The sequence below is a fragment of the Glycomyces sp. L485 genome (assembly GCF_022548875.1).
Lineage (GTDB): Bacteria > Actinomycetota > Actinomycetes > Mycobacteriales > Micromonosporaceae > Glycomyces.
In genome coordinates this window covers 1-26,279 of record NZ_JAKZEW010000009.1, presented here as the reverse complement: position 1 = coordinate 26,279, position 26,279 = coordinate 1, and the positions used below count along the sequence as shown (strand labels likewise).

The window sequence follows — 26,279 nt, the reverse complement described above, 5'->3', positions numbered from 1 at the left end:
ATGGGCCCGGACGGTTTAGAGCGGACCGCGGCCGGCGCGGAGTATGAGCATCGCGATCTGGGTGCCGTCTTCGCCGAGGGCGGAGCGGTATTTTTCGAGGATGGCGCGCTCGCGGTCGAGGACGAGGCGGGTGCCGCCGTTGGCCATGCGGATCTCGCCGATGCGCTTGGACAAGCCGGCGCGCTCCTTCCAGATGCGGACGATCTCGGCGTCGAGCTCGTCGATCTGGGTGCGCAGCTGGTCGAGCTCGTCGGTTCCGGTCTGATCGGCTGTGGTCGCGTTCATCAGGGCTTCTCCTTAGGCGTTTCGGATCGAGTATCCGGGTTTTGGCCCTGGGCGTACGAAAACCCCGGGCTCATCGCCCGGGGTTGTAGGTCTGTGTTCAGCGCGACGACCTACGACTCGGACGATCCGTGCCGTAGTAAAAGTAAAATCGCGCGTTCTGATTCACGTGGGCAAGTATGCCACACGCCCGCCGGTGGGACCGGCGGGCGTGTGGCGATCGTCTCAGTCTTCGGGCTTAATTCTTGTCGTCGCCCCAGTCGCCGCCCGCGGTGACGGCGCGGCGGCGCATGAGCACGAGGGCGACCACGCCGGCGACCAGGACGGCGCCGCCGACTCCGGCGACCATGGTGAGGTCGGTGCCGGTCTCAGGCAGCTTCGGCGGCGCGGGAGGCGTCTCGGAGGGGACGTCCTCGACCGTGATGTCGAACTCCATGGTGCTGTCGATCGGCTCCTCGTGGGACTCGCCCAGGATGAGGTTCTGGCCTTCGAGGGTCTCGGAGTTCTCGTCGACGGGGACGAAGGCGCGTCCCACCGGGGTGACCCAGGTGACCGTGTCGGTCACGACGGTGACGGAGCTGGTCTCCTCCTCGTCGAACTCGACGTAGAAGGTCTGGCCGTCGGCGAACTCGCTGATCGGCTCGCCGTTCTCGTCGACGATGGTCGCGCCTTCGGGCTGCTGGAAGGTGACCGAGCCGAGGTTGGTGGAGATGGAGAAGGGGCCGACGGTGGCGCCGTCGACTTCGGCTTCGGAGCGGTCGTAGTCGAAGTGCGGCTCCATGTCGGGCTCTTCGACCGGTTCGGTGTTCTCGAGCAGGTAGGTCTGGATGCCGGACACGGCGTTGTCGACGCCTTCGCCGGCCATGGTCGGGTCGCCGGGCTCGGCGAGCTCGATGTCGGACGGGTCGGGGGTCTCGACGTAGCCGATCTCCCAGTCGTCGGTGAGCGACCAGACGGCGGCCTGAGTGCCGGCGTAGGCGATCTGGTCGGCGCTGAAGGTCTCGAAGTTCTCGCCGCCGACGCCGGCGGCCTCGACGAGCGCGTCGGCGTTGTCGCCGTTGTAGCCGTTGAGCAGCACGCCGAGAACGAGCGGGAGGTCGGCGACCGGAACATCGTCCCAGGCGCGCTCTTCGTGGTTGGAGCCTTCGAGAAGGTCCACATTGATCTGGATGCAGTAGACGACGCGTTCGTCGCCGTCGCCGAGCTCCAGGCTCAGCATCTGCGCGTAGACGTCCTTCTCCGAGCCGTCGATGGATCCGTAGAGGCCGACGCCGTCCCGCTGGGTGACGTCTCCGGCTGCGAAGGGAGTGATCGCTTCGCCTTCTTCTTGTGCCGGCGCGGTTCCGCCGACCCCGAGGCCGAGCGCGATTCCCGCGGCAGCGGCCAGCGACCCTTTCAGGGCTTTTCTCATCATCTGTGGAGTCCCTTTTATAATCCGAGGGATTGACGCATTGATTCTGCCTACGACACGTTAGTGACCATGCATCGGTTGCACTAGACCCGGTCTGGTCATCGAACGGCGACTACCTGGTATTTCAGTTGCGTCACAAGGGTTTTCCATCAGCACACATGAGCGGCGGAATTATAACGATTCGGCAACGACGAGCACCCGGCACTTTCGACGGTGACAGGTGAGAACTCTTGGGGTGGAAGATGTCGGGGCCGAAGCGCTTGCGCTTCGGCCCCGACTGCACCATGCGTTGGAATCGAGTATGTGAGCCGCCGGGGCGTGCCCGGCCCGAACTGGATCGACATGGTTCGGACGCCCCGGCGGCAGCGGAGCCTCGCGTCCCCGCGTTGGATCGGGCCTATTCGGCGGCGGTCCTCCGCCGCGCCAAGGCCAGGACGGTGAGCCCGCCGACGAGGAGGGCGAGCCCGGCGACGAACGCCATGGTCAGGCTCGCGCCGGTGGCTGGCAGCTTGGGCTGGGCCGACTCCTCGGTGGGCCGGTCGGTGTCGGGCAGTTGCAGGGCGAAGCCCCATTCGGCGGGGACCTCGGACTCCCTGGGCTGGGCGAGGATGAGCTGCTGGGAGTCGCCGGAGGTGACCGGCTTGCCCGCGTCGCCCGAGAGCGATTCGGCGGTGGTGGCCCGGAAGACGCGCCCGACCGGCAGGTCGTAGGTGGCGCGGCCGCCGATGGTGATCTCCGTCGATCCCTCGTCGAGGACGATGTAGAAGTCCTCGCCGTCGTCGAGGTGCTCTACCCGGTCGCCGCCGGAGTCGACGAGCCTGCCTCCTTCGGCGCTCAGCTCCACCGGCCCGGCGCCGGATCGCACGGTGTACGGCCCGAACCTGCCATCCTCATAGGAAGCCTCTTCGACGCCGTCGAGTTCGATGTAGAACTCCGAGGGGTCGGGCAGGCGCCCGGCGTTGCCGGTCAGGTGCTCGTAGACCGCGGCGACGCCGTCGATCTGCTCGTCGGTGCCGCCGATGACGGCCGCTTCGAGGTCGAGTTCGAAACCGTCGGTGAAGTGCCATACGGCGGCCTGGGTTCCGGCGTAAGCGACTCGGGCCGCCTCGGTCTCGTCCCAGCTCTCGGCGGGCTGGACGCCGGACTCGGCGAAGAGGCGCTCGGGAGCGGCGTTCGGGTGGCCGTTGGTCAGCACCCAGCGGACCTTCTCCAGGTTCGCCACGCCCGACTCCTCCCATTCGCCCTCGGTGTAAGGGCTCTCCTGGTCGAGGTCGGTGCGGATGTCGATGCAGTACACCCGGAGCACTTCTTCGCCGCCGTGCGGCTCGAGCCCAAGGACGTTCGCCCACACGTCGAACGGCCCGTCGTCGAGCGTGCCGCGCAGTTCGAGACCCTCCTCGACGACGATGTCGCCGCTGACCGGCTCGGTCTCGCCGCGCTCTTGGGCGGCCGCGGTACCGGTGCCCGCCAACGCGGTCAGTGCCGCGGCGGCGAGGCCTGCCATCGGGGCGAGTCTGGAGTGTCGTGTCATCGTTCTTCCGTCCTCCTGGAGCGGTGAGGTTGGGATCCGCTTCATACGAGGGGAAACGAGGCGGCCGGTCGGCCCGGCGCGGGCGCTCATACGAATGATTCCCAGGTTTCGCCGAAAGTACGATGACAAAACGGTCCACTCATAACCATTCGCAACTGATGCCACGGCTCCGGTCGGGGCGGGTCTGCGACCGGAGCGCTCTATAGTCTGGGATATGCCGATCTCGAAAGCCGCGGCTCGCGGCATCACCGACGAATTCAGCCGCCGGCGCGGGCCCAAGACCGGACTGATCGTGAACGCCGCCTGGGGCGACCCGGTGCTGACGGCGGCGCTGGAAGCGCTCATGCCGTCGGATCGCCTCACCGTCGTCGCCGACCGACGTTCCATTGAGGACCTGCGCGCCGCGTTGGACGCCGAGGGCTCGTGGACGGCCGGGATCGTCACCGTCGTCGCCGACCTCGGCGAGGCCGAACCGGCCGAGCAGGTGATGCTCGCCGCGCCGGTCACGGTCGAGGCCGAGGCGTTCATCGCGGACATCGAGACGCTGCGCGCGAAGGTCGCGCCCGGCGGCGTGCTGTCGTTCGCCGCGACGCTGACGGCGCCGGCGCGCGAGGAGATCGCCGAGCTCGTCGCCGAGTACGGTATCGGCACCGATCTGATCCTCCGCTCGTTCCCGCCGTTGCGGATCCACAAGCTGCGCATCGGTTCGGCGTCGGACGACGAGGCCGCGCCGCGAGCCGTCGCCCCGGCGGAGGACCTCGCCCCGGCGTGGCGAGCCTCGTCGGTGTCGGTCACGCCGGGCCTGCACGTCGACTCGAACGGCCTGATCATCGGCGGGATGCTCCTGGGCGCGGCCTGGGCGGCGAAGCGGATCCGGCCGTCCTCGAAGGCGTGGATGCTCCCCGCCGCGGCGGCCGTGCCCGCCGCGGCGTTCTTCCGTGACCCGCAGCGGGAGGCGGACATGCGCGGCGAGGACGACGAACCCGAGGAGATCCTCGCCGCCTCCGACGGCAGGATCATGGGAATCGAGACCGTCGTGGACGAACGCTTCGGCGCGGCCACCGGGACCGCCGGGGCCGAGTGGCTCCGGATCTCGGCGTACCTGTCGCTGCTGGACGTCCACATCAACCGCTCCCCCGTCGCCGGGGAGGTCGTCGACGTGTTCGTCGAGAAGGGCGGGTACGCGAAAGTCTCGACGGCAGAGGCCGAGCACAACGCGGCCTGCTACACGGTCCTGGCCACGCCGCGCGGCCGCATCGTGGTCGCGCAGCGCACCGGCGCGGTCCTGCGCAGGATCGTCAACCGCACCAAGGTCGGCGCGGCGCTCTCGAAGGGCGAGCGGTACGGACTGATCCGGTTCGGTTCGCGCACCGACGTCTACCTGCCGGCCGGCTCCGCCGACGCGATCGTCGCCCCCGGCGAACCGGTGCGGGCCGGCGAGAGCGTCATCGCCCGCTGGCGCTAGGCGGCATCGCGAGCTTCGTGAGGTCGACGACCTGGAGCGCGTCCTCGACCGCCGGCGAGAGCGGCAGGTCGGCGAGCGCGTCGGCGTCGAACCAGCGCGACTCGGAGGTCGAGCCGCCGGCGGCCTCGACGACCTGCGCGGCGGAGGGGTCGGCGACCTGGGCCGAGTAGATGGCGCGGACCCCGTGCCAGTCGAGCGGATAGCCTTCGGGACCGATCGCGCGGCGGTGCCGGAACGAGGTGACGTTCAACAGAGACCCGACACGGGCGTCCTGGCCGGTCTCCTCGTAGATCTCACGCAGGACCGCGGCTCGCGGCGACTCGCCGAAGTCGACGCCGCCGCCGGGCAGGTGCCAGGTCCCGCCGCCCGGATAGCCCTCGGAAATGCGGGCGAGCAGAATCCTGCCGGTCGCGTCGGCGACGACGCCGTAGGCGCCGAAGCGCTGGCCGCGGCGCCTGCGGCCCTTCTTGGCCTTGGTGGGCGGCGTGGGCCGCAGCTCGGTGGGCGTCTTGTCGACGCGCCCGGCGAGCCGGTCGTCCGCGAGGCCGAGGCAGGCTGAGACGAACGGCGAGTGCGCGTCATCGGCGGCTCGGACAGGGTCGACCCATTCGACGTCCTCGCCGTCACCGGCCTGCGGGCCGCCGGTGACGGCGGCCCGGTAGATGATGGCGTTGGTGTGCGTGCCGCGTCTGGCGACGGCGACGGCCTCGATCGGGTCCTGGACGGCGACGTCGTGGCCGGTGTGCTCGTGCACCAGGCGATGGGCCGCGTTCTTGGGTGGTTCCCCGTGGTCGACCAGGCCCCCCGGAAGGTGCCATGGTCCCGCGCCGCGCCCTGTGCGGCGGCGGGTCAGAAGGAGCCGACCGTTCTCGTCACGTACCTCCCCGTACGCAGCTATCCGGAATTGCATTCCTCAACTGTACGACCTTGGCCAGGGCACCTGCCGAAGCTTGCTCGGCCGCGGCCCGTCAGGACCTACTCCCACTCGATCGTGCCCGGCGGCTTGCTGGTGACGTCGAGGACGACGCGGTTGATCTCGGGCACCTCGTTGGTGATGCGCGTCGAGATCTTCGCGAGCAGCTCGTAAGGCAGGCGCGACCAGTCGGCGGTCATGGCGTCCTCGGAGGTCACCGGGCGCAGCACGACCGGGTGGCCGTAGGTGCGGCCGTCGCCTTGGACGCCGACCGAGCGGACGTCGGCGAGGAGCACGACGGGGAACTGCCACACCGACCGGTCGAGACCGGCGGCCGTGAGCTCGGCGCGGGCGATCGCGTCGGCCGCCCTGAGCAGGTCGAGGCGCTCGCGAGTGATCTCGCCTACGATGCGGATGCCGAGGCCGGGACCGGGGAACGGCTGGCGCCACACCATGGCCTCGGGCAGGCCCAGTTCGATGCCGATGGCGCGGACCTCATCCTTGAACAGGGCCCGCAGCGGCTCGATCAGGTCGAACTGGAGGTCTTCGGGGAGCCCGCCGACATTGTGGTGGCTCTTGATGTTCGCGGTGCCGGTGCCGCCGCCGGACTCGACGACGTCGGGATAGAGGGTGCCCTGGACGAGGAACTCGATGTCCTTCTCGGCGGCGATGTCGCGCGCGGCGGCCTCGAAGGTTCGGATGAACTCCCGGCCGATGATCTTGCGCTTCTCCTCGGGGTCCGACACGCCCTTGAGGGCGACGAGGAACTGCTCGGAGACGTCGACGGCGCGCACGTCGATGCCGGTGAGCTGCGCGTAGTCCTTCTCGACCTGCTCGGCCTCGCCGGCGCGCAGCAGCCCGTGGTCGACGAAGACGCAGGTGAGCTGGTCGCCGATCGCGCGGTGCACGAGCGCGGCAGCGACCGAGGAGTCGACGCCGCCGGACAGGGCGCACAGGACCTGCTTGTCGCCGACCTGCTCGCGGATCGCCTCGACCTGCTCGTCGATGATCTGCGCGTTCGTCCACGACGGCGCCAGGCCGGCGACGTCGTGCAGGAAGTGGCGGATGACGGCCTGGCCGTGCGGGGTGTGCGCGACCTCGGGGTGGTACTGGACGCCCGCGAGGCGCTGTTCGAGGTTCTCGAACGCGGCGACGGGGGCCCCCGCGGTGGAGGCGACGACGGTGAAGCCCTCGGGAGCGGCGGTGACGGAGTCGCCGTGGCTCATCCACACCGACTGGCGCTCTGGGAGCCCGGCGAGGAGCTTGGAGCCGGCGCTCACGTTGAGCTCGGTGCCGCCGTACTCCGAGGTGCCCGTCCTGGTGACGGTGCCCCCCAAGGACTGGGCCATCGCCTGGAAGCCGTAGCAGATCCCGAGGATCGGCACTCCCGAGGAGTAGACCGCCTCGTCGACGTGCGGAGCGCCCTCGGCGTACACGCTGGCCGGGCCGCCGGACAGGATGATGGCGGCGGGGTTCTTGGCGAGCATCTCGCTCGCGGGCATGTCGGAGGGGACGATCTCCGAGTAGACCTGGGCCTCGCGGACCCTGCGGGCGATGAGCTGCGCGTATTGGGCCCCGAAATCGACCACCAGCACCGGTTGTTGCATGAGGTCAAGCCTAACCGGTCGCAGCCGTCACACCACGAGGCGCGGCTAGCCTATGCGTGTGGTCAATCCAGGGGTGGCGGAGTCGTTCAGGCGGGTCGGCCGCGACCTGCGGTCCTGGACCGCCGGAGAGGCCGCGCCGGTGCTGGCGGTGCGCGCCGCCTCGGGGATCGCCGTCGTCATGGTCGTCGTCCAGTTCCTCGACATGCCCGGCTGGGGGCAGGCCGCGATCATGGGCGCCTGGCTCGGCGGCGTCGGCCTCCTCACACCCGGGACCAGGACCGAGCCGAGCGTGCCGCTGCTCATCGGCCTGGTCGGCGCCGGCGGCATCGTCCTGGGCGCGCTCGACCAGCCCGTGCTCCTCGTCGCCGCCTCGGTGATCTACGCGCTGACGCTCACGTTCCTCGGCTCGATCTCGCAGGCCACCGGCGTCACGCTCACCGTTTCGGGCCTGCTGTTCTTCCTGTCCGACCACCTCACCGAGGACACCGCCGTGTGGACCGCCGCCGTCGCGGTGTGCGCGGGCGCGCTCGTGCAGGCCCTCGCCGCGCTCCTGCCGCCCCGCTACCGCTGGGCCGAGGACCGCAGGATCCTCGCCGAGGCCTGGCGGGCCCTCGCCGACGACGCCGAAGCTCTCGCGGACGACCCCAACGCGCCCTTCCACACCGAAGCGCTCGCCGAGGCCGCCCGCGAGCTCGACAAGCGCCGCGCGCTCCCCGCCGCCGTCGTCGACGCCCGCGCCCAGATCTACGCCCTGTCCACCGCGATCGGCCGAGTCGCCTCCGCCCGCGCCCGCGCCGACGCCCGCGAAGCCGACACCGTCGCCTTCCACTCCGAGGCGCTCGGCCTCGCCGCCAGGCTCCTGCGCCACCTCGCCGACGAGATCACCACCCGCCGGCCCACCGCGCTCGACTGGGAGGCACTCCTCGAAGGCCTCGCCCGCAACCCCGTGGCGACCTCGACGGGCTCGATCCCCACCGAGATCAGCGGCCTCCTTCGCACCCTGCACGACACCGAGGGCTACGCCGGGCGCATCGCCACCGGCTCCGACGACGTCATCGCCGACCCAGCGCTGGCCTACGCCACCGGGCAGGCCCGCGAGGCCGTCGAGCAGCTGGGCTCACGGATGCGCTGGAAGGACCCGAGCGTGCAGCACGCGCTGCGCCGCGCCGGGGTCATCGCGCTCGCCGTCGCGCTGAGCCTCACCTGGCCCGGCGGCCACGGGTACTGGATCCCGCTCACGGCTTGGCTGGTGCTCCAGGCCGACTTCGCCGGGACGCTCACGCGCGGGGTGACGCGCGCGCTCGGCACCCTCGGCGGCGTCGTCGCAGCGTCGATGGTGAGCCTCGTCGTGCCGCACGTTCCACTGTGGTTGAGCCTCATCGTGCTCGGCTGCGCGCTGCTCGCCTACTGGACCAGGCCCGTGTCGATGCTCGTCTTCGCCGCGGCAGTCGCCGGTTTCACGGTGTTCCAGATCGACCTGTCCGGTGACGACCCGCTCCGCGCGGGCCTCGACCGGGGCGTGTCCACCGCCGTCGGCGCGTCGCTGTCGATCGGCTTCTACATGCTCGCGCCGACGTGGCAGACCAGGCGACTCGGCGACCTCCTGGCCGAACTCGTCGACGCCTACAGCGACTACGCGCGGCTCGCGCTCGACCGCCAGGCCCACCCGGACGACTACGACGCGAAGCTCATGCACTCGGTGATCGACAAGGTCCGGGCGAAGCGCGCGGCCCTGTCGACCGCCGCAGACCAGGCGAAGGCCGAGCCGGTGGCCGGGCCGGGGCCGCTGTCGTCGGACGCGCTCGGCGCCGAGGAGGCCCTGTCGAGGGCGGCCAGGGCGCTGGTGGCCGTCAATGCGAGCGTCGGCAAAGAAGAGGCGGCGGCGCTGCCGGGCGTCGACGTGTTCGCCGACGCGGTCGACGGCGCCTACCGGCGGCTCGCGGCCCTCGCGAAAGGCGAGCACTCCCCCTCCCGTGTGGACCTGGAGACGGCCGCGAGGCGACTGGAGGCCGCGCTGGCGGAAGGCGATTCGGAGACCCGCACCAGGCGGAGCGTGCTGCGCTGGGAGATCGACAACCTCGTCGAGGCCCTCGACGACGCCGGGCTGCTCATGGCCTCCTGGGACCGGCGAGCTTGACACCACGACCTCGCACGGAACCGGTAGGCGCTCATCGCGTTACAAGGGTCCATCTCGGAGACTCACTCAACGCGGGCGATCTTGTTATGCTTCGTGGCGAATTGCCCGGCCCCCCGAGAGAGCCCATCCCGACGACTCTCTGATGATCAGTTTGAGACGACCATCTGCGACAGCACCGAATGCAAACGCTTGCTTCACGTTGAAGGACGACTATGACGAATCTGCTGAAGGCTAGTGGTCTGGTCCAAGGTTATGGAACCAAGACCGTCCTCGACGGCATCGACTTCGTGGCACGACCCGGGGTCACCGGGCTCCTCGGTCCCAATGGAGCCGGGAAGACGACACTGCTGCGGACACTGGCGACCGCCGAGCCGGTCCGGGCCGGTGCGCTCACCGTCGCGGGCAGAGACGCCACCGTTCCCCGCGAACTGCCTTCCATCCGACGCGAACTGGGCTTCCTGCCTCAGGAGTTCGGCTACCCGAAGGGGTTCACCGTGCGGGAGTTCGTCGACTACAGCGCATGGCTGCGCGGTGTGCGTTCCGAGGACCGAAGCCGCCTGGTACGCGAGGCACTCGAAGCGACCGCCATGTCCGACAGTGCCAGCACGAAGATGTCCAGGCTCTCGGGTGGGATGCGGCAGCGGGCGGGCATCGCCGCCACGATCGCCGGCGACCCGAAGGTCGTCATCCTCGACGAGCCGACCGTAGGACTGGACCCGATGCAGCGGATCGGATTCCGGGAGATCATGACCTCCATACCCGCCCGGTTCGAAGCGGTCGTCCTGCTGAGCACGCACCTGGTCGAGGACGTCGGAGCCTGCTGCGACGAAGTCGCCGTCATGCGTTCCGGCGAGATCGTCCATTCAGGTCCGGTGAAGGACTTCGCAGAGGTCGCTGAGGCCGAAGCCCCCGGCGCCACGGACCTGGAACGGGCGTACGCCACCGTCCTCGGCGCCGCAGAGGAGGTGCGCCGATGAGCGTCTTCTGGACCGAGCTGCGACGCTCCCCCGCCAAATGGTGGGCCCCGGTCATCGCCGCGGTCATCGGCGCCTACCTTGTCGCGCGGTACGGGCACTGGGAGGGCGTCTGGACTCAGGCGAGCACGGCTGTGCAGGTGGGGACCGGCCTGGCCGCCCCGTTCATGACGGCCGCGGCGGCCTGGACCGCCTACCGCCGGACGGCTTCGCGCCTGGACCGGCAGGCGGCGGTCTCGGCCACCAGCCCCTGGAAACGCGAACTCGTGACACTCGCTGCGGTCCTGTCCTACGCGTGGGTGCCCGTCTTGGCCGCCTACGCGGTCGTGACGGTGATGACGGTGCCGGCAACGAGCCGCGGGACGATCTGGCCGACCTACATTCTGTTGGCGCTGTCGATCGCCTTGCTCGCGGTCGCGTTCGGCTATTTCATGGGCCGCGCGCTCCCGTCGCCGTTCACGGTGCCCGCCGCCTCGCTGTTCATGATGATCCTGGTCTTCCTCGGCGACACGGACGAGCGGTTCGCGCTGATGACCCTCTACGGTTACCCGGATGTGGTCGTCTCCTGGTCGGCCCTCGCCGCCCGCGCGGGTCTGGCCCTGTCGATACTCGCGCTCGCATTGGCGGCCGGGGCGATACGCGACTGGCACCGGTCCCGGCACGCGGTGGTCCGACGCTTCAGTTGGGGGCTCGTCTGCTGCATGATTCTGCTCGCGGCCACCATGACGTATACGGCCGGGCCTCTACAAGTCCCCAGGTACTACCACGGGAACAACGGCGCCTGCACCGACACCTACCCCATGGTGTGCGTCTGGCAGGAGCACGAGAAGTACCTGCCCATGATGGCGGACTATGTCGAACGGTTCAACGAACTCGATGAATTCCTGTTGCTCCCGAACGACCCGTACCAAGGGATGGACCAATTCTGGGAAGAGGGCATGCGCGGCGACGTGGGCGACCAGCTGACGTTCTTCGGCGGCGGGTTCGGGGCGGCCAACGGCATGGTGGCCTATGCGATGGACGTGTCCGGTTTCCCCGGTTGCGAAGTCGGCCCCGAGCACCCGGACGCCGAGCGACTCGCCGCGGCCTACTGGCAGTTGAGCGACTGGCTCACCGCCTACATCATGGAGGTCGACTCAACCGCCGACATGGGCGTATCGGCCCCCGGTCTGGACTCGATCGACGAAGTGCTCGCCATGCCCGAGGACCGGCAGTTCGAATGGGCGCATGGAAAGGTCGCCGAGTTGCGGGCCCCTTGCGATGTCTGACCGGCAATCGCTCCGGCTCTGGCTGCGAGTCCGCCAGGTGCCGCTCGTGCTCTGCCTGCTCGCGGCCCTGACCGTGACAGGCCTGGCCTGGGGCTACCAGGTCGTTCCACTCCCGACCATCAGCGGCATCGGCGGGGCGGTGGGACTGCTCTGGTTCTACCCGATCTTCGCCTCATGCGCGATCACGCTGGTTCTGACCTCGCCGTTCCCCGAACGAGAGGCGGTGTCGGCCCTCAAGGTCGCACTGCACACCCGGATGCTCGTGATCGGCCTGGTGGGATTGGCCGCGCTGGTCGTCGCCTGGATGGCGGCGGTCGACGACGGACCGCACTCGGCTTCGCAGCTCGTCGGGGGCCTGTTCTATTGGACGGCGCTGTCGCTGATATCGGCTCGTATCCTCGGCCCGTCTCAGTCGTGGGTGCTGGTGATGATCGCGATCCTGCCCGTCACCGCGTTGGGTCTGCAAGCCATGCAGGACAGGACGACGGCCTGGTGGGTCCTCCCCATGCTGCCCGGAGACGCGAAGACGGTCGGCATCGGCGCGCTGATGCTGTCAGCGGCACTGGTGATCTCAGCGGTGAGCAGACACAGGACCCGCAGACTGCTCCGATCGAGGACCTGAACCTCCCCGACGGCGTGGCTGTCCGAGGCCGCCGTTGCTTTGGAGGAGCCGGCCATTGACCCAGCCGCCCTCCGCCGAGCGGAACCAGGTTGCGGGATCGCCGAGGACCTCTAGCGGCTGATCGAACGACTTCCCGTGCCGTTCAGGTCCACGGCTCGCGAGCAGGCGGACACCACGGCCTCATCGTGGGTCGCGATGACCACGGTCTTGCCGGCCTTGTTCAGCTCTCGGAGAAGCCCGAGCACGATGTCGCGGTTCTCGAAGTCGAGCGATCCCGTCGGCTCGTCCGCCAAGACGATCTCGCAGGGCTTCAGCAGCAGCCGCGCTACGGCGACACGCTGCTGCTCCCCGCCCGACAGCGAGAAGATCCTGCGGTTCTCCGCCCCGGGCAGGCCGACGTGCGCGAGCGCTTCGGCGATACGGCGCTTCTTCGAGCCCCGCTCACTCGAGTAGGTGAGCGCGATGTCGAGGTTGTGCTCGACCGAGGCGCTGTCGATGAGCGCGTAGTTCTGGAAGAGATATCCGAGGTGATGGCGAAGGTAGCGGTTGGCGGCGCGACTGCGCGGCTTGGGGGCCCTGTCGCCGAGAATTCGGACCTCGCCGTGGTCGGGCGCCTCCAGCAAGCCGATGATGTTGAGCAACGTCGACTTCCCCGATCCGCTCGGTCCGGTGAGGGCGACCATTTCCCCTGCCTCGATCTGGAGATCGAAGCCTTCGAGGACCGCATGCGCACCGAACTGCTTCCGCACCCCGATGAGTTCGCTGTGGATTTCCATTGCTACATCTCCTTCAGGCGCTTGACGGCGTTCCGGCGCTCCACGATCGACGCGGTCACGACGACGAACAGGACCTCGACCACCAGCGAGGCGGCGAGGACGGCGAGGAGTTCCGGTGTCTGGGCGAATGGACGCGCCTCATCGCCGGGCATCGTCCCCGAGGAGCTCACCTCGTAGAACGCCAGCACGGCACCGGCGAGGAGCGCCTGGACCAGCCACGTCACGCCCAGGACGACGAGCAGCTCCCGGTAGGCTCGCGTGAAGCCGACTCCGTGGAGCCTTCGCACGGTGATCCTCCTGCGCAGGCGGTCCGAGGTGATGAACACCAGCGTCGCGCTCAGCACGAGCATGACGAGCAGCGCGCCGGCCGCGAACGCCGAGACCCACGCGACACCACTGCGGATGTCGCTGACCTCCCTGGCCATGGCCTCCTCGCCGGTCACCAGGTGCTGCAGGTTGTCGTCGAGCCTGAGCTCCCGCAGTAGCGGCGTGAGCTCGCCGAGCGCGGCCGCGGGGTCACCGTCGACACGGACCTTCAAGGGGGCGTTGATCTCGCCGGTGATCGCATTGAGCCGGTCCACCGTCAGGCTGTTCGCGGGGGTCATGATCTCGATGACGGGGTCGGTGATCGTATTGCCGCCCTCGGGGTTCACATTCGAGTTGAAGGAGAACACCTCCTGCCCCGAGGCCGTCCAGATGATCCTGACCTCCTGGTCCGTGAACTGCTCGGGGGCGGGTTCGCCGACTATGCGCTCCTCGGCCTGTACCGCGCCGGTGAGTCCCGGCCCGCCGGCCCGGGCGGCCTGGACGAATTCCCTGAGCTGCGCCTCGTGCGGCTTGTACTGCTCCGGCACCGCGACCACCCAGGCCTGCTCGTCGCGGCCGACGTCGATCGGGCTCCCGGACTCGTCCATGACCGGGTACTGCTCGATGTAGTTGCTGTTCACGCGGATCGGCGGCACCGGCCAGGGCGACGAGGGGTCGTCGGGCACCCCGGTCTCGTAGTTGATCGCGTCGACGTACAGCGCGCCGTCCGCTTCGAGGACCGGATACAAGTCACGTGCCTGAGCTATCGACGTGGCGTTGCCGCCGGACTGCATCTCGTCGCTGTCGTTGCCCATCGCGAAGGGGTAGAAGACCGCGTAGTCCTGGATGTCCGCCCAGTCCTCGCTCAGCTCCTGTCGCTCCCGCAGGTCGGCGAGCTGCTGCCACACCGCCACGGCGAAGAAGGCCAGCAGCGCCCCGCAGACGGCCTTCGCCACCGCCGGCACCGCTATCGCCGGGCCGAATGACGAACGGCGCCTTGCCCGGTCCGTGGTCCGCGTCTGATCGTTCACTGGAGGCTTCCTTTGATGAGATCGGCGATTTGCACGCGATGGACGATGACCAGCCCGACGACCATCGTGGCCGCGAACGCGGCCACCGCGACCTCGGCCCACGCTACGGCGAGGGCCCTGAGGAACCAGGCGTCGACGCCGGGGACTGCGAGCGCGACGACCGCGCAGGCTGCCAGTCCGATGAGGACTGATGCGATCTGCAGTCGGCCCACGACCCTGTACCAGATCCGCATCGGGGAGTGTCCGGTCAACCGCAGCACGCCGATCCGCTTCCCCTCTCGCAGGAGGATGAAGGCGACTACGAGCACGGCGGCCCCTGCGAGGAGGTAGGCCAGGACCATCAGGCCGCGGTTGCCGTGGACGGAGCCCTGTGCGCCGCCCGGCGTGAGGTCTTCAGCGGAGATCTCGTCGAGCCCCGCTTCGCCGAGTCGCTGTAGGACGAGGGTGAGGAAGCGGTCCGCGGCGGCGGCGTCGGGGGCCTCGACGGCGTACCTGCCCGCGACCGGCAGGGACTCGTACGCTTGACTCAGCGGCGCGAACGTCAGCTCGTACCGGCCTGCGAAGACCGCGGGCACACCCACGTTGCCGTCCTCACCGGTGCGCGCCGAGGAGACCGTCGCCGATCCGAGGCGCGACTCGGCCGGCGAAAGCCAGCGCCCGTCCGCGAGCGTGAACTCGTCGAACAGGCCGGTCCCGTCCCGACCCATGAACACGTAGTGCGCGATGCGCTTCCTCCCGGACTCGGAAGTGCCCACCGAGGTTCGCAGCACATTGGACCCGGTGGCTTCGGCCGCCTCGGAGAGGATGCGCAGCGCCGCCTCGGGGTCGGCCGCCCGGGAGTCGTCCGGCCAGAGAAACTCGGTCCCGATGCCGGTGATGGCGGCCTGGCTCTGTGATTCCCGTTCGAAGGCCGAATCGGCGATCACAACCGCCGGGATGGCGAGCAGCATGCCCATGAAGAGAACCGAGAGAGTCAGTCTCATAGATGTTCGCAATTCCTGTCAGGCAGGTCGGTACACCGGACTGGTGATCCGCGCTCGGCACAGGGCGGGCGACACGCCCTCTTCCTATGGTTGCTTTGGGGGACATAAGGATTAAACTAGTGCATTCATCGCCGTCAGGTGAGCATACCACGTATGCAATCACCACTCGGGACCACAAGGGAAGCCTGGTGCGGGTCGACCGTCGCGACGGCGTCGGACCCGGACATGCCGGGGCCGACGCCGTCGCGACGCGATCGACTGCGGGACTTCAGCCCGACCTGATCAAGCGTTCGGGTTGTAATACGTGTAGCAGGTGTAGGCCCAGCCGGCGGTGACGTCGGCCCGGGACGTGTACCCGGCGCTGGCGAACCGCTTGGAGACTCCGCCCGCCATGGCCGCGGTCGAGCTGTGGTAATTGCTGTTGTGGGTGTAGTTCGAGTAGCAGTTCTTGAGCACGCCGTCGGGTTGGGTGCCGTGGCACCAGGTGCCACCGCCGACGTTCTCGCAGGCGGCGATCGAGACGCCGCCCTCCTGGACAGCCCCGCCGATGTCCTCGGCGCTCGCGGCGCCGGCGCTGGCGCCCAGCAGGGCCGCCGCCATCACGGTGGCCGTAATGACTCGTCTGACTAGCGTCATCCGAAGTCCTCCTAGAATGATCTTGGGGCCGCTGGTCATCGAGTTCGCCTCGGTGACGCGGCTGTTTCACGGCGCACGGCCGGTGGTGTGGGAACTTCTCGGTCGTGCGCCCTTGTCCACTTCAACCTATCGAGGGCGCGACACCGTCCACAAGCGCGACGTTCGGTTCCGCACATCGTGCGTCCGCCCGTCGCAGGAGACTTCGAGCACTCTTGCTGCGCTCCACGACTTATGCGGTTTGCGTAGACCACACTATTCGCAGTTGCTTTGTTACATTTAGGTGGCCGCCGTTGCATGCGGCAGGACTCCCCCGCTGCACCCCAAGCGAAGAGAGCAGAGTGATGGTCTCATCTCCTCCCGCGACCACTGTGAGTTTCACGGCAAGCGATGTCGAGCTGCTCGCCTGCGTCATCTGCGCCCCGAGCCGCGACGCCGCGGCCGAATGGATCGGATGCTCGTCGACGCACCTGCGCCGCCGCCTCCGCGATCTGCGGGACCGATTCAAGGTCGACACGAACGAGCAGTTGATCGTCCTGGCATCGGTCAGCGGACTCATCGATCCTCGCAAGGTCCTGCCGTTCGGACAGGAAGTCCCCCGCAACGGCATGGAGTCGGCGGCGAACTGACCGTCGGTCCACGAGGCCCGCAGGTAGTCCAGTGTCGTGAACCGGTTCCTTGAGCCTGCGAGAGCCGCTTCGGTGAGGTAACGAGCGAAGGCACCGCGGCAGATCGGACACCACAAGCCTGACCCTGGGAGACTTCCTCTCGCAGCGGCGGCGCCGACGAGGCCTGCGTCGAGGTCCGCGTCCACGCGGGTGTGGTCCAGGTGCGTGACACCAAGCTGCGCGAGTCCTCGCCGACCCGGTCGGCCGACTCGCCATGCTGGAGCGCTAGAACCCGATCGCTACATGCCCGATCGGCCCGCGCTCAGAACAGGGCGGCGCGGGCCGTCTTGACGGCGGCGTCGATCTCGTCGCGCTGCACCGGGGTGAGCTTGTCGGCCACGTCGAGCAGATCGAGGCCGACCACTTGCAGCTGGTCGGGCAGACTGAGGTCGCTGGGCAGCCGCGGGACCTCACGCCTGGGCTCACCCTCGACATCGGCGCACACGTCGGCGAGCGCCTGCACGAGGGCGTGCATCGCCTCGGCGCGCTCCCCTTGAGACCAACGGGCGGGCGACCAGTGGCGCGTGCCTTCCACGACGCGCCCGATCGCCCGCTCCAACGTCCGGTCCACAGCGGAGGCTAGTCGCCTTGGAAGTAGCTGAGCAGGCGGAGCAGGTTCCAGTACAGGAAGATGAGCCCGGCGGTGAGACCGAAGGCCCCTGCCCAGGCGAACTTCTTGGGCGCGCCTGCGGCGGCGGACTGCTCGATCATGTCGAAGTCGAGGATGAACGAGAACGCCGCCCAGACGGTGATGCCGATGGCGATGATCCACTGGATCGCCGAGACCGACTCACCGGGAGCGGCGAACAGTCCGAGGTTGGCGCCGAACATGCCCGCTACGAAGTTGACCATGATCAGCGCGAAGATGCCGAAGCCGGCACCCACCATGACCTTGGTGAACATCGGCGAGTTCCTCAGGATGCGGAACTTGTACAGCGCCAGCATCCCGCCGAAGACCAGGACGGTACCGAGCAAGGCGTTGACGACGATGCCCTCGAACCGGGACTCGAAGAAAGCGCTGACGCCGCCCAGGAGCAGACCCTGTCCGATGGCGTAGACGAAGCAGACGAACGGGTTGGTGATCGGCTTGAACATCGAGAAGATGATGACGCCGAGACCGACGAACATGCCGATCGTGCCGAGCGTCATGGCGGTGTTCAGGGCCGACTGCTGCTCGGCGGTGATGAACTCGGCGCCCTCCGGTGGCAGGTTCGGGTACACCATCGACCAGGTCACCATGGCCGCGACGAAGGTCGCCGCGACGAGCGCGACGGTGCGGACGATGACGTCGTCGATCCGCATGGCCTCGACCTGCGGCGCCTGGGTCATCTGCCCGTAAGGTCCGTACGCCGCGCCCATGCGCTGGTCGGCGTGCTGGTTCTTCATCATGTTTCTGAGGGATGAGTTTCCGCTCTGCATGTCTCCGGTCCTCCGTATATGTCAGGGCATCCCTAGACTATCCGGTCGCCGCTCGGATACGTAGAAGCGGCGGAGGACTTCGCGTCCTCCGCCGCTTGGAATTCTCTCGACTAGATGAGGTTGACCCTGCCCGTTTCAGGCGCTTCGACCGGGTTGTCCGGCGTGGAGTTCTCGCCGAACCACGCTTCGAACGCGACGAGGTCGACCTCGCCGAACAGACGGTTCTCGCCCTCGGCGAGGACGTAGAACGAGTCGCCGCCGTCGGCCAGGAACGAGTTGACCGTCACCCGGTAGGACTGGTCGGCCGCGATCGGCTCGCCGTTGAGCATGAGCGAGTCGGCCACGATCTGGTCGGCGCCCTCCAGTGAGGTGTCCCAGGTGTAGGTGAAGCCCTCGGAGACCTGGAGGAACAAGGTCGTCCCCCGGTCCTCGCTCGGCAGCTGCTGCTGGAGCAGCGTGAGGATCTGCTCGCCGGTGAGGTCCATGGTGACCAGGTAGTTGTTGAACGGCTGGACGCTGTACAGCTCGGCGTAGGTGACCACTCCCGGCTCGCCCTCGTCGTAGAGCAGGTCGGCGCGGACGCCGCCGGGGTTCATGAACGCGATCTGGGCGCCGCCGATGTCGGGGTCGGCGGTGCGGTCGAGCTGGGCGTCGGCGATGAGGCTGCCGAGGGGGAACTCCTCGGCGCGGGTGGCTCCGCGCGTGATGTCCTCGGCGATGTAGCCGACCTTGCGGCCGGCGACTTCCTCGACCTCGTCCTGGTAGCCGGCGATGAGGTCGGACTGGACCTGATCGGCCTCGACGTCGCGCTCGACGACGGTGTTGGAGCCGGTCACCGAGGAGCGCACGATGTCCCTGGTGCGCCTGTCGTAGGTTGCCTCGATCTCGGTGAACACGCGGCCGTAGGAGGACGCGGAGGTGACCATGCGGGGCTGACCGGCCGGGTCGGGCACCGAGCAGACGTACTCCTGGTGCGTGTGGCCGGTGACGATCATGTCCACCTTGGAGGACATGGTCTCGGCGATGTCGACGATGGGCCCGGACATGCCGACCCCGGAGCCGTCGAGCGACTCGCAGTCGTGGCCGGTGTCCTCTTCGACGGGGTAGCCGCCCTCGTGGAGCAGGACCACGATCGAGTTGACGCCCTTGCGCTGGAGCTCTTTGGCGTACTTGTTCGCGGTCTCGACCTCGTCGAGGAACTCGATGCCCTCGATGCCGGACTTGGCGACGATGTCGCCGGTGCCCTCCAGGGTCATGCCGATGAAGCCGACCTTGACGCCGCCGCGGAACTTCTTGATCCAGTACGGTTCGATGACCGGCTCGCCGGTCTCCTCGTCGACGACGTTGGCGCCCAGGAACGGGAAGGCCGCGCCCTCGTAGTCGCCTTCACCCTCGATGTGGCGGTAGAGGTCGTCGATGCCCTTGTCGAACTCGTGGTTGCCGACGCTGGAGACCTCGACGCCCATGGCGTTGAGGGACTCGATGGTGGGCTCGTCGCCGAACGCGGCCGAAAGGAAGGGGCTGGCTCCTATGAGGTCGCCGGCGGCGACGGTCGTGCTGTACTTCTCGCCCTCGCGGGCCTCTTCGAGATAGGTGGCGAGGTACTCGGCGCCGCCCGCGGAGACCTCTTCGCCGTCGACCTCGTAGGTGAGACCGTCGGAGGCCTCGATGTTGCCGTGGAAGTCGTTGATGGCCAGCAGCTGGAGGTCGACCTCGCGGCCGTGGCCGTGTCCCGGCCCGTGTCCGGGGAACCAGGACCAGGCGCCGACGGCCATGGTGACCACCGCAAGCGCGGCCGCCCCGGCCATGTGACGTTTTGATTTGGACTTGAACATTGCGCTCCCGGGGAGTCGTGTGGGGGATGGCGGGCATGCCGCCTCAATGGTGATCCAATCATGGGACCATTGCGCGCGCAACAATGTGGCATAACGGCTTGGCAAAAGCCCGATAAAGCCCCAGAGGCGATCCGAGAAGGCCTCCGCTATCACATGCATATGCAGAGCGCACCCTCAGTCTCGAATTCTGAGAGTAGTCAACCGTATTCATTTCCCTTGGGCCCCAACGGTATGTTACCGGCTCGTAACAGCGCTATGTCCACATTGCTCACCCTTGCCCCACGCGATAGCGGTTGCTACAGTCACTCCGAGACAAATTCATGTAACAGCTCGTCGTGTCTCATGGTGGGGGCTGCTGACCGAGCGGTCTTTGGCGAGCATTAGCTGCCCACAGGGGGTAACCTATGACCGGCTACTTCACCGACGACCAACACGACGCTCTCAGGAGCGCGGTCAGGGACTTCGCCGAACGCGAAGTCAGGCCCCGCATCCCTGAAATGGAGAACAAGAAGGCCGTCCACCGCCGATTGTCGAGAATGATCGCCCGCCAAGGCTGGATCGGCGTCACCGTGGGCCGCGAATACGGCGGTATGGGCATGGGCCACTTGGCGAAGACCATCATCATCGAGGAGCTCTCCCGCGTCTCCGGCGCGATGGGAGCCATGGTGCAGGCCTCCCAGCTCGGTGTCGCCAAGATCCTCCACTTCGGCAACGAGGTCCAGAAGAAGACCTGGCTCCCCGCCATCGCCTCCGGACGGTGCCTGCCCACGATCGCGGTCACCGAGACCGTCTCCGGCGGCCACGTCCTCGGCATGCAGACCACCGCGGTCCGGGACGGGAGCGATTACATCCTCAACGGCCACAAGGTCTTCGTCGGAAACAGCCACGTCGGCGACCTGCACGGTGTGGTGGTGCGCACCGGGCCCGGATCTAAGGGGCTGTCGGCGTTCCTGGTGGAGTCGGACCGGCCGGGCTTCGCCCTCGCCCCCCAGCAGTCGACGATGGGCCTGCACGGCTTCAGCTTCGGGGAGCTGCTGTTCGAGAACTGCCGAGTCCCGGCGACGAACATGCTCAGCACCGAAGGAGACGGGCTCTCGGTCGCGTACTCCTCCTCCATCCTCTACGGACGGTCGAACCTGACCGCCGTGTCTCTCGGGATCCACCAGGCGATCCTCGAAGCGACCGTCAAGTACGCATCGGAACGCACGCTCTACGGCAAGCCCATCAGCGAACTGGACAACATCAAGCAGAAGATCGGGCAGATCCAATCCAGGCTGATGACGGCGCGCATCACCGCGTACCACGCCGTTCACCTGCTCGACAAGGGCCTGCCTTGCGATGTGGAACTGATGAACGCCAAGCTCGTCAACGTCGAGTCGGCGCTCGACTCGGCGAGGGAGGCCATGGAGATCCACGCCGCGGCCGGCCTGTCGACCGACAGGCCGATCGAGCGGTACCTCAGGGACGCCTTCCACATCTTCGCGCCCGCGGGCACCTCGGACGTCCAGCGCCTGCGCCTCGCAGAAGAGGCCCTCGGGCGCTCCAGGGGCCAGTGGTCCGAGAAGATCGTCGGAGGCGAGCCGGTCGCGGTCGGATAAGGGCAAGTCTGGAGGATCGGCCAGACCTTGCCCCGCGCGGTCACGGAGGAGGCGGCGGACGCTGCCTCCTCTCCTGCTACATCTCGCCCTGCTTCTTGCGCTCGCGGATGCGGTCCATGACCTTCGCGGCCATCTCCTTGATGACGTCGAGGCCGGGACGGCCCCACTCGTGAGTCTCGGTGTCGACCACGCAGACGGTCCCCAAGGTGTTGCCGTCGTCGTCGATCAGCGGCGCGCCCATGTAGGAGCGGATCCCGATCTTGTCGACCACCGGGTTGCCGGCGAAGCGCGGATAGTCGCAGACGTCCCCGAGGACGAGGGCCTTGCCGCGCACCACCACATGCGGGCAGTAGCCGTGGTCGCGGTCCATCTCACGTCCGACCTCGGGCGGCGGCTCTGCGCCCGCCAAGGCCTGAGAGGCGTCGCCGCCGTCCGGGGCGGCCAGGCCCGCGAAGTACTGGCGGTCCTCGTCGATGAAGTTCACCATCGCGTAGGGCGCGCCGGTGATCTCGGTGAGCTGCTTGGCCAGATCGTCGAACTCCGGGTCGGGATCGTCGCCGATCCCGAGCTCGCGGAGCCTCCGGACCCGATCGGGCGCGCGGGGGTCGTCGGGCGTGATGGTGAGTCGGAAGTCTTTCTCGGGTGTGGTCATGCAGGGCTCCTAACCGGACGGTCGCAGACGCGGCCGACATGAGGTGCTTGGTCAGCGTGACCAGCACCAGTGTTGCGGAACGTGGATCGCGAGCATCGCAGCAGACGATCGGGGTATTCGGTTTGAGGTCCAGGGCGGTGCGCACTTCCTCGGGGTCGTAGTGGTACGACCCCTCGAACTCGTTTACCGCCACGATGAACTGCGTGCCGCGTCGCTCGAAGAAGTCCAGCGCGGCGAAGCAGTCCTCCAGCCTCCGGGTGTCCGCCAGGACGACCGCGCCGAACGCGCCGTCGGACAGCTCGTTCCACATGAACCAGAACCGGTCCTGCCCCGGGGTGCCGAACAGGTACAGGATGTGGCGCTGGTCCAGCGTGATGCGCCCGAAGTCGAGAGCGACAGTGGTGGTCACCTTTTCCCCCAGGCCGGTGAGGTCGTCGGTGCCGATGCTCGCAGTGGTGATGGTCTCCTCGGTGCTGAGCGGTTCGATCTCGCTCACCGAACCGACAAAGGTGGTCTTGCCGACTCCAAAACCCCCGGCGATGAGGAGTTTGATCGCGGTGGGCAAGGGTGGCTGTGGTTGTGCAGGCGAATGGTCAGAGTCGCCGTTGTAGGCCATTGAGGAGTGCCTCCAATACGGTTCGGTCGGTGGGATCTACGGCGGGGTCGGGCGAGTGGGCGGTGACGGCGCCGCAGTCGACTAGGTCGGACAGCAATACCTTAATGACCATGGCGGGGAGCCGAAGATGGGCCGAGACCTCGGCCACCGAGATCGGCTCCCGGCACAGCAGCAGCGCCTCGGCGTGCTCGGCCTCCAATTGCGAGGGCCTCAGCTGCCCGGTCGAGCGAACCAGCGAGAGCAGGTCCAGCTTCGCGGTCGGGGCGGTGCGTCCGTTGCTGACCGTATACGGACGGACCAGCGGACCGGCGTCGTCGTCGAGCAGCGGATGGTCCTCGAAATCGGACATCAGCCCACCATTTCACCGCTGGTGGCCGCGGGTCGGCGGACGGGCGTCTCCAGGTAGGGCCGAACGCTCTTGACCAGGATCGACATCTCGTATCCGAGCACGCCGGCGTCGGCGTCGCGCCCAGCCATGACGGCCAGGACCGCGCCGGAGCCGGCGGTGGAGACGAACAGCAGCGTGTCGTCGAGCTCGGCGACGACCTGCCTGACGCCACCTGCCGAACCGAACTGGGCGCCCGCGCTCCTCGCCAGGGAGAACATTCCCGAAGCGATCGCGGAGAGCTGGTCGGCCTGGTCCGTGGTGAGCCCGTGGAACGCCTTCTTGATGCCGTCCGAGGACAGCAGGAGGGCGCTGCGGGTGTTGGGCACCCGTTTTATCAGGCCGGCCAGCAGCCAACCTAGATCCGTCGCTTGCGCCGCTGCCTCATCGCCTGCCATTAGGCCTCCTCGTGTCGGTTTGGAGTAACAGAACTGTCCGAAGTGGGAATCTGGGGTTCGTCCTGTGCGTCGGCCCGGAACCGGCCTTGCTGGAACGCCTTCATCAGCCGGGGGTCGTGGCCGGACTCGGACCCGCGCTGGACCTGCTGCGGCGCGTCGCGCAGCTGCGGCGCCAGGTGGGCCTGCTTGTTGCGCTTCGGCAGTGCAGGGCGGGTGTCGGCCTCCGGTCCGGGGGCCGGCGCGTGGTTGGAGCCGTTGACGGCGGCCGCCGCGACCGTCTCGTAGCCGGGAGCGGACGGGACGGTCGAGAACGCGGGAACGGGTGCCGGACTCTGCGGCGGCGGGGTGTATCCGGCCTGGATGCCGTTGCCGGCCACGGGCTGGGGGCGGGCGTGGCGGCCGGTGTCCGACAGGGAGGAGCCGAGCTGGACCGACGGGAGCGCCGGGAGCGAGGGCGGCGGGGAGGGGGCCCGGGTCGGCATCTGCTGCTGGGCGGGCTCGGCGGGGATCTCCCTGGGGGCGGGGCGCTCGGGGGCCTCGCCGAGGAGGTCCTCGCCGAGCACGGCGATCGCCTGGGTGCCACCGAAGATGTTGGTCTGCAGCTGGACGGTGAGGTTGTGGCGACGGGCCAGCGACGAGACCACGTACAGCCCGATGCGGCCGTCGGCGAGGAGCTCGTCGAGGTCGACGTCGTCGGGCGATGACAGCATCTTGTTGTAGCGGTCGCGTTCATGCTGTTCGATGCCGAGGCCGCGGTCCTCGACCTCGATGGCGAGGCCGGAGCGGACGCGCTGGACCCGGATGAGGACCTGCGTCTGCGGGGCAGAGAAGGTGGTGGCGTTCTCGACGAGCTCGGCGACGAGGTGGATGACGTCGGCGACGGCGTGGCCCTTGAGGGTGCCCTCGATGGGGCGCACGAGTTTGACGCGGGCGTACTGCTCGACCTCCGCGACGGCGCTTCGGAGCGCCTCGTAGACGTTGACCGGCCGGCTCCACTGGCGGTGCGAGGTGGCGCCGCCGAGGACGGCGAGGTTCTCGGCGTGGCGCCGGATGCGGGTGGCGAGGTGGTCCACGGAGAACAGACCCTTGAGGAGGTCGGGGTCCTCGACCTGGTTCTCGAGCTCGTCGAGCTGCTCGATCTCGCGGTGGACGAGGGACTGGAGGCGGCGCGCGAGGTTGACGAAGATGCCGACGCGAGGGTGGACGTCCGTGTCGATCGGGCCGGTCTGGGCGGAGGGCCGGGCCGGGACGCCGCGGCCGGCGAGGGCGCCGGCGACCTGGCGGAGCTGATGCGCCTCGACGGCGAGCGCACCGATGGCCTCGGCCGTGTGGAGGCCCTGACGAGGCTCTGCGGGCATGGGGACGGACCAGCGCTGCTCGGGCGGAACGGTCCGCTGGAGCTCTTCCAGAGTCTGCCAGATCTGATAATGCGATTCCACAGTAGAGCGTCGTACGGTCGCGATCCGATGGCCGAGGTCGGCGTCGATCTTCAACGCGGAGTGGATCGACAAATAGACGACTATGCATAGGAGCAGGGCGGCGGCGCCGAGCACCATGGCCGGCATCCAGGCCGGGTCCGAAGCAGAACCGGTGCGCGCCAGGAACACCGCGGCCCCCACACCGAGAACGGTCGTGGCTGCCAAAGGCATGACGGCAAGGCGCAGCAAGCGGGACTTGAGTTCCGCAGATCCGCCGGGGACTTTGGCGGAACGGCCCTGCGCCGGTCCGTCTTGTTGATAAGTATGGGTTGTGGACCGAGGTGTTTCGGGCATCGCCATCCTCACGACACAGGCCAATCGACTTCGCGATACCAATGGAGTGGCAAAGTCATTGCAGCAGAAGGGATTCGATTCCAACTGCCCGTTTCGACACGATGATATCAGCGCTCATACCCTGGATAGCATGCATACCCATCTCAGTCAACATCGAGATGAACCAGACTCGGGGTCGAGTACCGGCACATCCTCCACCAGCGCACACCGCTGACCAGGGACTCGTTCACTGTGCGAAGTGTGCGCAGCCGCGGAGGCGGCCTGGAGCGCCACCCGATCGTGAGTGGCTCCAAGTGATGGAGTCGACAGTGATCGATTCCGCTTGTACCCCGCAGAACATGGATCGACGTTAGGTTGTCACCGATTCTCTTGGCAGCCTTGCATACTCCCAGTAGTGCCCGAGACGGGACTCGAACCCGCAAGCCGCGCGACGGCCAGTTTTAAGCTGACTGTGTCTACCAGATTCCACCACTCGGGCTCGTATGCAAGCCACGCTAGCGGGATTTCGGGCCCAGTGGTTACCTGAAATCCGTGGGTTGGGACCGAAGAGCTGGACGGAACCGGTTTTGTCGGGAGTACGACAGGAGGAGAAAGGTCACCCGGAGGTCCGGCGATCGCTCCTGAGGAGCCCGGAAATGGCCCTTGTCGCGTTGGAGGCTCCAAGCGGGCGCGGATGGTTCCTCTGCACCAAGGGCGGCGGCGACGGAGAGGTGGCGGGCTTTCCCGGGGTGCGGTGCGGGGGTCGGGTGCGCGCCGGGTGGCTTTGGCGGGTGAGCTCTGCTCGTGTTGTGTTGTGCGGCAGGCGGTCCGGGCCCCGAACATGAGGGTTTTCTCCCCCTGTCGGGTGATGATTTCCGCTGGTCAGGCCCGTATCATTGAAGTATAGGACGAACAGTCGGAATCAGGGAGATTGTTCGAAAGCTTGGATGACGGAGGGGGTGTGTGATGGCGAGGATGAAGGCGAACGGGTCGGTGCGGAGCGAGAAGTCGAAGGTCA

At 68.1% G+C, this 26,279-nt stretch carries 23 protein-coding genes, 1 tRNA gene and 2 pseudogenes; 8 read left to right on the top strand and 18 right to left on the bottom strand.

Annotated features, from left to right (window positions below):
• Positions 1-15: 15 nt before the first annotated feature.
• The 3 genes from L0U85_RS07135 to L0U85_RS07125 form a co-directional block, all read right to left on the bottom strand.
• A complete protein-coding gene (locus tag L0U85_RS07135) occupies positions 16-285 on the bottom strand; it encodes a chorismate mutase (RefSeq protein WP_241377066.1) in 270 nt (89 codons plus the stop codon).
• Between the two features lie 235 nt (positions 286-520).
• Complete coding sequence (locus L0U85_RS07130; protein WP_241377065.1) at positions 521-1,696, bottom strand: thioester domain-containing protein; 1,176 nt, start codon at positions 1,694-1,696, stop codon at positions 521-523.
• Positions 1,697-2,090: 394 nt separating this feature from the next.
• Entirely contained in the window at positions 2,091-3,197 is a 1,107-nt protein-coding gene (locus tag L0U85_RS07125) for a Cys-Gln thioester bond-forming surface protein (RefSeq protein ID WP_241377064.1), read from the bottom strand.
• A 241-nt stretch (positions 3,198-3,438) separates the two neighbouring features.
• Between L0U85_RS07125 and L0U85_RS07120 the strand changes: the two genes are divergently transcribed.
• Positions 3,439-4,689 carry a phosphatidylserine decarboxylase gene (locus L0U85_RS07120; RefSeq protein ID WP_241377063.1) on the top strand — a complete coding sequence of 417 codons (1,251 nt, stop codon included), beginning with the start codon at positions 3,439-3,441 and terminating at the stop codon, positions 4,687-4,689.
• Here L0U85_RS07120 and L0U85_RS07115 read toward each other — a convergent pair.
• Positions 4,670-5,599: an NUDIX hydrolase gene (locus tag L0U85_RS07115; RefSeq protein WP_241377062.1), complete on the bottom strand. Its 930-nt coding sequence runs from the start codon at positions 5,597-5,599 to the stop codon at positions 4,670-4,672. The two genes, L0U85_RS07120 and L0U85_RS07115, sit on opposite strands and share 20 nt — an antisense overlap.
• A 65-nt stretch (positions 5,600-5,664) precedes the next feature.
• Positions 5,665-7,209, bottom strand: coding sequence for a glutamine-hydrolyzing GMP synthase (gene guaA, locus L0U85_RS07110; RefSeq protein WP_241377061.1), 1,545 nt, complete (start codon positions 7,207-7,209; stop codon positions 5,665-5,667).
• 58 nt (positions 7,210-7,267) lie between these two features.
• Here guaA and L0U85_RS21195 point away from each other — a divergent pair, with 58 nt between their 5' ends.
• The 4 genes from L0U85_RS21195 (at position 7,268) to L0U85_RS07090 (ending at position 12,210) form a co-directional block, all read left to right on the top strand.
• On the top strand, positions 7,268-9,346 hold the full coding sequence (locus L0U85_RS21195) for an FUSC family protein (protein ID WP_241377060.1): 2,079 nt from the start codon (positions 7,268-7,270) through the stop codon (positions 9,344-9,346).
• Between the two features lie 212 nt (positions 9,347-9,558).
• On the top strand, positions 9,559-10,323 hold the full coding sequence (locus L0U85_RS07100; RefSeq protein ID WP_241377059.1) for an ATP-binding cassette domain-containing protein: 765 nt from the start codon (positions 9,559-9,561) through the stop codon (positions 10,321-10,323).
• Positions 10,320-11,588, top strand: coding sequence for a hypothetical protein (locus L0U85_RS07095; RefSeq protein ID WP_241377058.1), 1,269 nt, complete (start codon positions 10,320-10,322; stop codon positions 11,586-11,588). The genes L0U85_RS07100 and L0U85_RS07095 overlap by 4 nt, the downstream gene beginning before the upstream one ends.
• Complete coding sequence (locus L0U85_RS07090; protein WP_241377057.1) at positions 11,581-12,210, top strand: hypothetical protein; 630 nt, start codon at positions 11,581-11,583, stop codon at positions 12,208-12,210. Before L0U85_RS07095 ends, L0U85_RS07090 begins: the two co-directional genes overlap by 8 nt.
• 110 nt (positions 12,211-12,320) lie before the next feature.
• Here the strand turns inward: L0U85_RS07090 and L0U85_RS07085 are convergent, their stop codons facing one another.
• The 4 genes from L0U85_RS07085 to L0U85_RS07070 form a co-directional block, all read right to left on the bottom strand.
• Positions 12,321-12,986 (bottom strand): ABC transporter ATP-binding protein, encoded by a 666-nt coding sequence (locus L0U85_RS07085; protein WP_241377056.1) that lies wholly within the window; start codon positions 12,984-12,986, stop codon positions 12,321-12,323.
• 2 nt (positions 12,987-12,988) lie between these two features.
• On the bottom strand, positions 12,989-14,323 hold the full coding sequence (locus tag L0U85_RS07080; RefSeq protein ID WP_241377055.1) for a hypothetical protein: 1,335 nt from the start codon (positions 14,321-14,323) through the stop codon (positions 12,989-12,991).
• The gene (locus L0U85_RS07075; RefSeq protein WP_241377054.1) at positions 14,320-15,306 is read right to left on the bottom strand and encodes a hypothetical protein; all 987 of its coding nucleotides are present in this window, start codon (positions 15,304-15,306) and stop codon (positions 14,320-14,322) included. The genes L0U85_RS07080 and L0U85_RS07075 overlap by 4 nt, the downstream gene beginning before the upstream one ends.
• A gap of 282 nt (positions 15,307-15,588) precedes the next feature.
• Positions 15,589-15,942, bottom strand: a complete 354-nt coding sequence (locus tag L0U85_RS07070; protein ID WP_241377053.1) for a lactococcin 972 family bacteriocin — start codon at positions 15,940-15,942, stop codon at positions 15,589-15,591.
• A gap of 368 nt (positions 15,943-16,310) precedes the next feature.
• On the opposite strand from L0U85_RS07070, the gene L0U85_RS07065 reads away from it, so the two are divergent.
• Together L0U85_RS07065 and L0U85_RS21190 are read left to right on the top strand one after the other, a co-directional pair.
• Positions 16,311-16,568 carry a hypothetical protein gene (locus tag L0U85_RS07065; protein WP_241377052.1) on the top strand — a complete coding sequence of 86 codons (258 nt, stop codon included), beginning with the start codon at positions 16,311-16,313 and terminating at the stop codon, positions 16,566-16,568.
• 137 nt (positions 16,569-16,705) lie between these two features.
• A pseudogene (locus L0U85_RS21190) lies at positions 16,706-16,819 on the top strand (DUF397 domain-containing protein); the annotation flags it as partial.
• A gap of 50 nt (positions 16,820-16,869) precedes the next feature.
• Here the strand turns inward: L0U85_RS21190 and L0U85_RS21185 are convergent.
• From L0U85_RS21185 to L0U85_RS07045, 3 genes are all read right to left on the bottom strand, one after another.
• Positions 16,870-17,154, bottom strand: coding sequence for a hypothetical protein (locus tag L0U85_RS21185; protein ID WP_347177381.1), 285 nt, complete (start codon positions 17,152-17,154; stop codon positions 16,870-16,872).
• Positions 17,155-17,186: 32 nt separating this feature from the next.
• Positions 17,187-17,996 (bottom strand): Bax inhibitor-1/YccA family protein, encoded by an 810-nt coding sequence (locus L0U85_RS07050; protein ID WP_241377050.1) that lies wholly within the window; start codon positions 17,994-17,996, stop codon positions 17,187-17,189.
• A 140-nt stretch (positions 17,997-18,136) separates the two neighbouring features.
• Entirely contained in the window at positions 18,137-19,861 is a 1,725-nt protein-coding gene (locus tag L0U85_RS07045) for a bifunctional metallophosphatase/5'-nucleotidase (RefSeq protein WP_241377049.1), read from the bottom strand.
• A gap of 404 nt (positions 19,862-20,265) precedes the next feature.
• Here L0U85_RS07045 and L0U85_RS07040 point away from each other — a divergent pair, with 404 nt between their 5' ends.
• Positions 20,266-21,459 (top strand): acyl-CoA dehydrogenase family protein, encoded by a 1,194-nt coding sequence (locus L0U85_RS07040; RefSeq protein ID WP_241377048.1) that lies wholly within the window; start codon positions 20,266-20,268, stop codon positions 21,457-21,459.
• 76 nt (positions 21,460-21,535) lie between these two features.
• Here the strand turns inward: L0U85_RS07040 and L0U85_RS07035 are convergent, their stop codons facing one another.
• The 6 genes and pseudogenes from L0U85_RS07035 to L0U85_RS07010 all read right to left on the bottom strand — a co-directional run bounded on the left by L0U85_RS07035 (position 21,536) and on the right by L0U85_RS07010 (position 25,760).
• Entirely contained in the window at positions 21,536-22,111 is a 576-nt protein-coding gene (locus tag L0U85_RS07035; RefSeq protein ID WP_241377047.1) for a GAF domain-containing protein, read from the bottom strand.
• A gap of 22 nt (positions 22,112-22,133) precedes the next feature.
• Positions 22,134-22,727: pseudogene (locus L0U85_RS07030) on the bottom strand (ATP/GTP-binding protein); the annotation flags it as partial.
• Positions 22,705-23,076, bottom strand: coding sequence for a DUF742 domain-containing protein (locus tag L0U85_RS07025; protein WP_241377046.1), 372 nt, complete (start codon positions 23,074-23,076; stop codon positions 22,705-22,707). The pseudogene L0U85_RS07030 and the gene L0U85_RS07025, both read right to left, overlap by 23 nt.
• The gene (locus L0U85_RS07020; RefSeq protein ID WP_241377045.1) at positions 23,076-23,510 is read right to left on the bottom strand and encodes a roadblock/LC7 domain-containing protein; all 435 of its coding nucleotides are present in this window, start codon (positions 23,508-23,510) and stop codon (positions 23,076-23,078) included. Before L0U85_RS07020 ends, L0U85_RS07025 begins: the two co-directional genes overlap by 1 nt.
• Positions 23,510-25,159: an ATP-binding protein gene (locus L0U85_RS07015; protein ID WP_241377044.1), complete on the bottom strand. Its 1,650-nt coding sequence runs from the start codon at positions 25,157-25,159 to the stop codon at positions 23,510-23,512. Before L0U85_RS07015 ends, L0U85_RS07020 begins: the two co-directional genes overlap by 1 nt.
• A 518-nt stretch (positions 25,160-25,677) precedes the next feature.
• A tRNA-Leu gene (locus L0U85_RS07010) sits at positions 25,678-25,760 on the bottom strand.
• Between the last annotated feature and the right edge of the window lie 519 nt (positions 25,761-26,279).

Coding starts and splice junctions, on each gene's coding strand:
- L0U85_RS07050 (WP_241377050.1), bottom strand. CDS start 17,996: ATGATGAAGAACCAGCACGCCGACCAGCGCATGGGCGCGGCGTACGGA.
- L0U85_RS07070 (WP_241377053.1), bottom strand. CDS start 15,942: ATGACGCTAGTCAGACGAGTCATTACGGCCACCGTGATGGCGGCGGCC.
- L0U85_RS07085 (WP_241377056.1), bottom strand. CDS start 12,986: ATGGAAATCCACAGCGAACTCATCGGGGTGCGGAAGCAGTTCGGTGCG.
- guaA (WP_241377061.1), bottom strand. CDS start 7,209: ATGCAACAACCGGTGCTGGTGGTCGATTTCGGGGCCCAATACGCGCAG.
- L0U85_RS07045 (WP_241377049.1), bottom strand. CDS start 19,861: ATGTTCAAGTCCAAATCAAAACGTCACATGGCCGGGGCGGCCGCGCTT.
- L0U85_RS07130 (WP_241377065.1), bottom strand. CDS start 1,696: ATGATGAGAAAAGCCCTGAAAGGGTCGCTGGCCGCTGCCGCGGGAATC.
- L0U85_RS07100 (WP_241377059.1), top strand. CDS start 9,559: ATGACGAATCTGCTGAAGGCTAGTGGTCTGGTCCAAGGTTATGGAACC.
- L0U85_RS07075 (WP_241377054.1), bottom strand. CDS start 15,306: ATGAGACTGACTCTCTCGGTTCTCTTCATGGGCATGCTGCTCGCCATC.
- L0U85_RS07040 (WP_241377048.1), top strand. CDS start 20,266: ATGACCGGCTACTTCACCGACGACCAACACGACGCTCTCAGGAGCGCG.
- L0U85_RS07015 (WP_241377044.1), bottom strand. CDS start 25,159: ATGCCTTTGGCAGCCACGACCGTTCTCGGTGTGGGGGCCGCGGTGTTC.
- L0U85_RS07020 (WP_241377045.1), bottom strand. CDS start 23,510: ATGGCAGGCGATGAGGCAGCGGCGCAAGCGACGGATCTAGGTTGGCTG.
- L0U85_RS07115 (WP_241377062.1), bottom strand. CDS start 5,599: ATGCAATTCCGGATAGCTGCGTACGGGGAGGTACGTGACGAGAACGGT.
- L0U85_RS07120 (WP_241377063.1), top strand. CDS start 3,439: ATGCCGATCTCGAAAGCCGCGGCTCGCGGCATCACCGACGAATTCAGC.
- L0U85_RS07095 (WP_241377058.1), top strand. CDS start 10,320: ATGAGCGTCTTCTGGACCGAGCTGCGACGCTCCCCCGCCAAATGGTGG.
- L0U85_RS07135 (WP_241377066.1), bottom strand. CDS start 285: ATGAACGCGACCACAGCCGATCAGACCGGAACCGACGAGCTCGACCAG.
- L0U85_RS07125 (WP_241377064.1), bottom strand. CDS start 3,197: ATGGCAGGCCTCGCCGCCGCGGCACTGACCGCGTTGGCGGGCACCGGT.
- L0U85_RS07090 (WP_241377057.1), top strand. CDS start 11,581: ATGTCTGACCGGCAATCGCTCCGGCTCTGGCTGCGAGTCCGCCAGGTG.
- L0U85_RS07035 (WP_241377047.1), bottom strand. CDS start 22,111: ATGACCACACCCGAGAAAGACTTCCGACTCACCATCACGCCCGACGAC.
- L0U85_RS07025 (WP_241377046.1), bottom strand. CDS start 23,076: ATGTCCGATTTCGAGGACCATCCGCTGCTCGACGACGACGCCGGTCCG.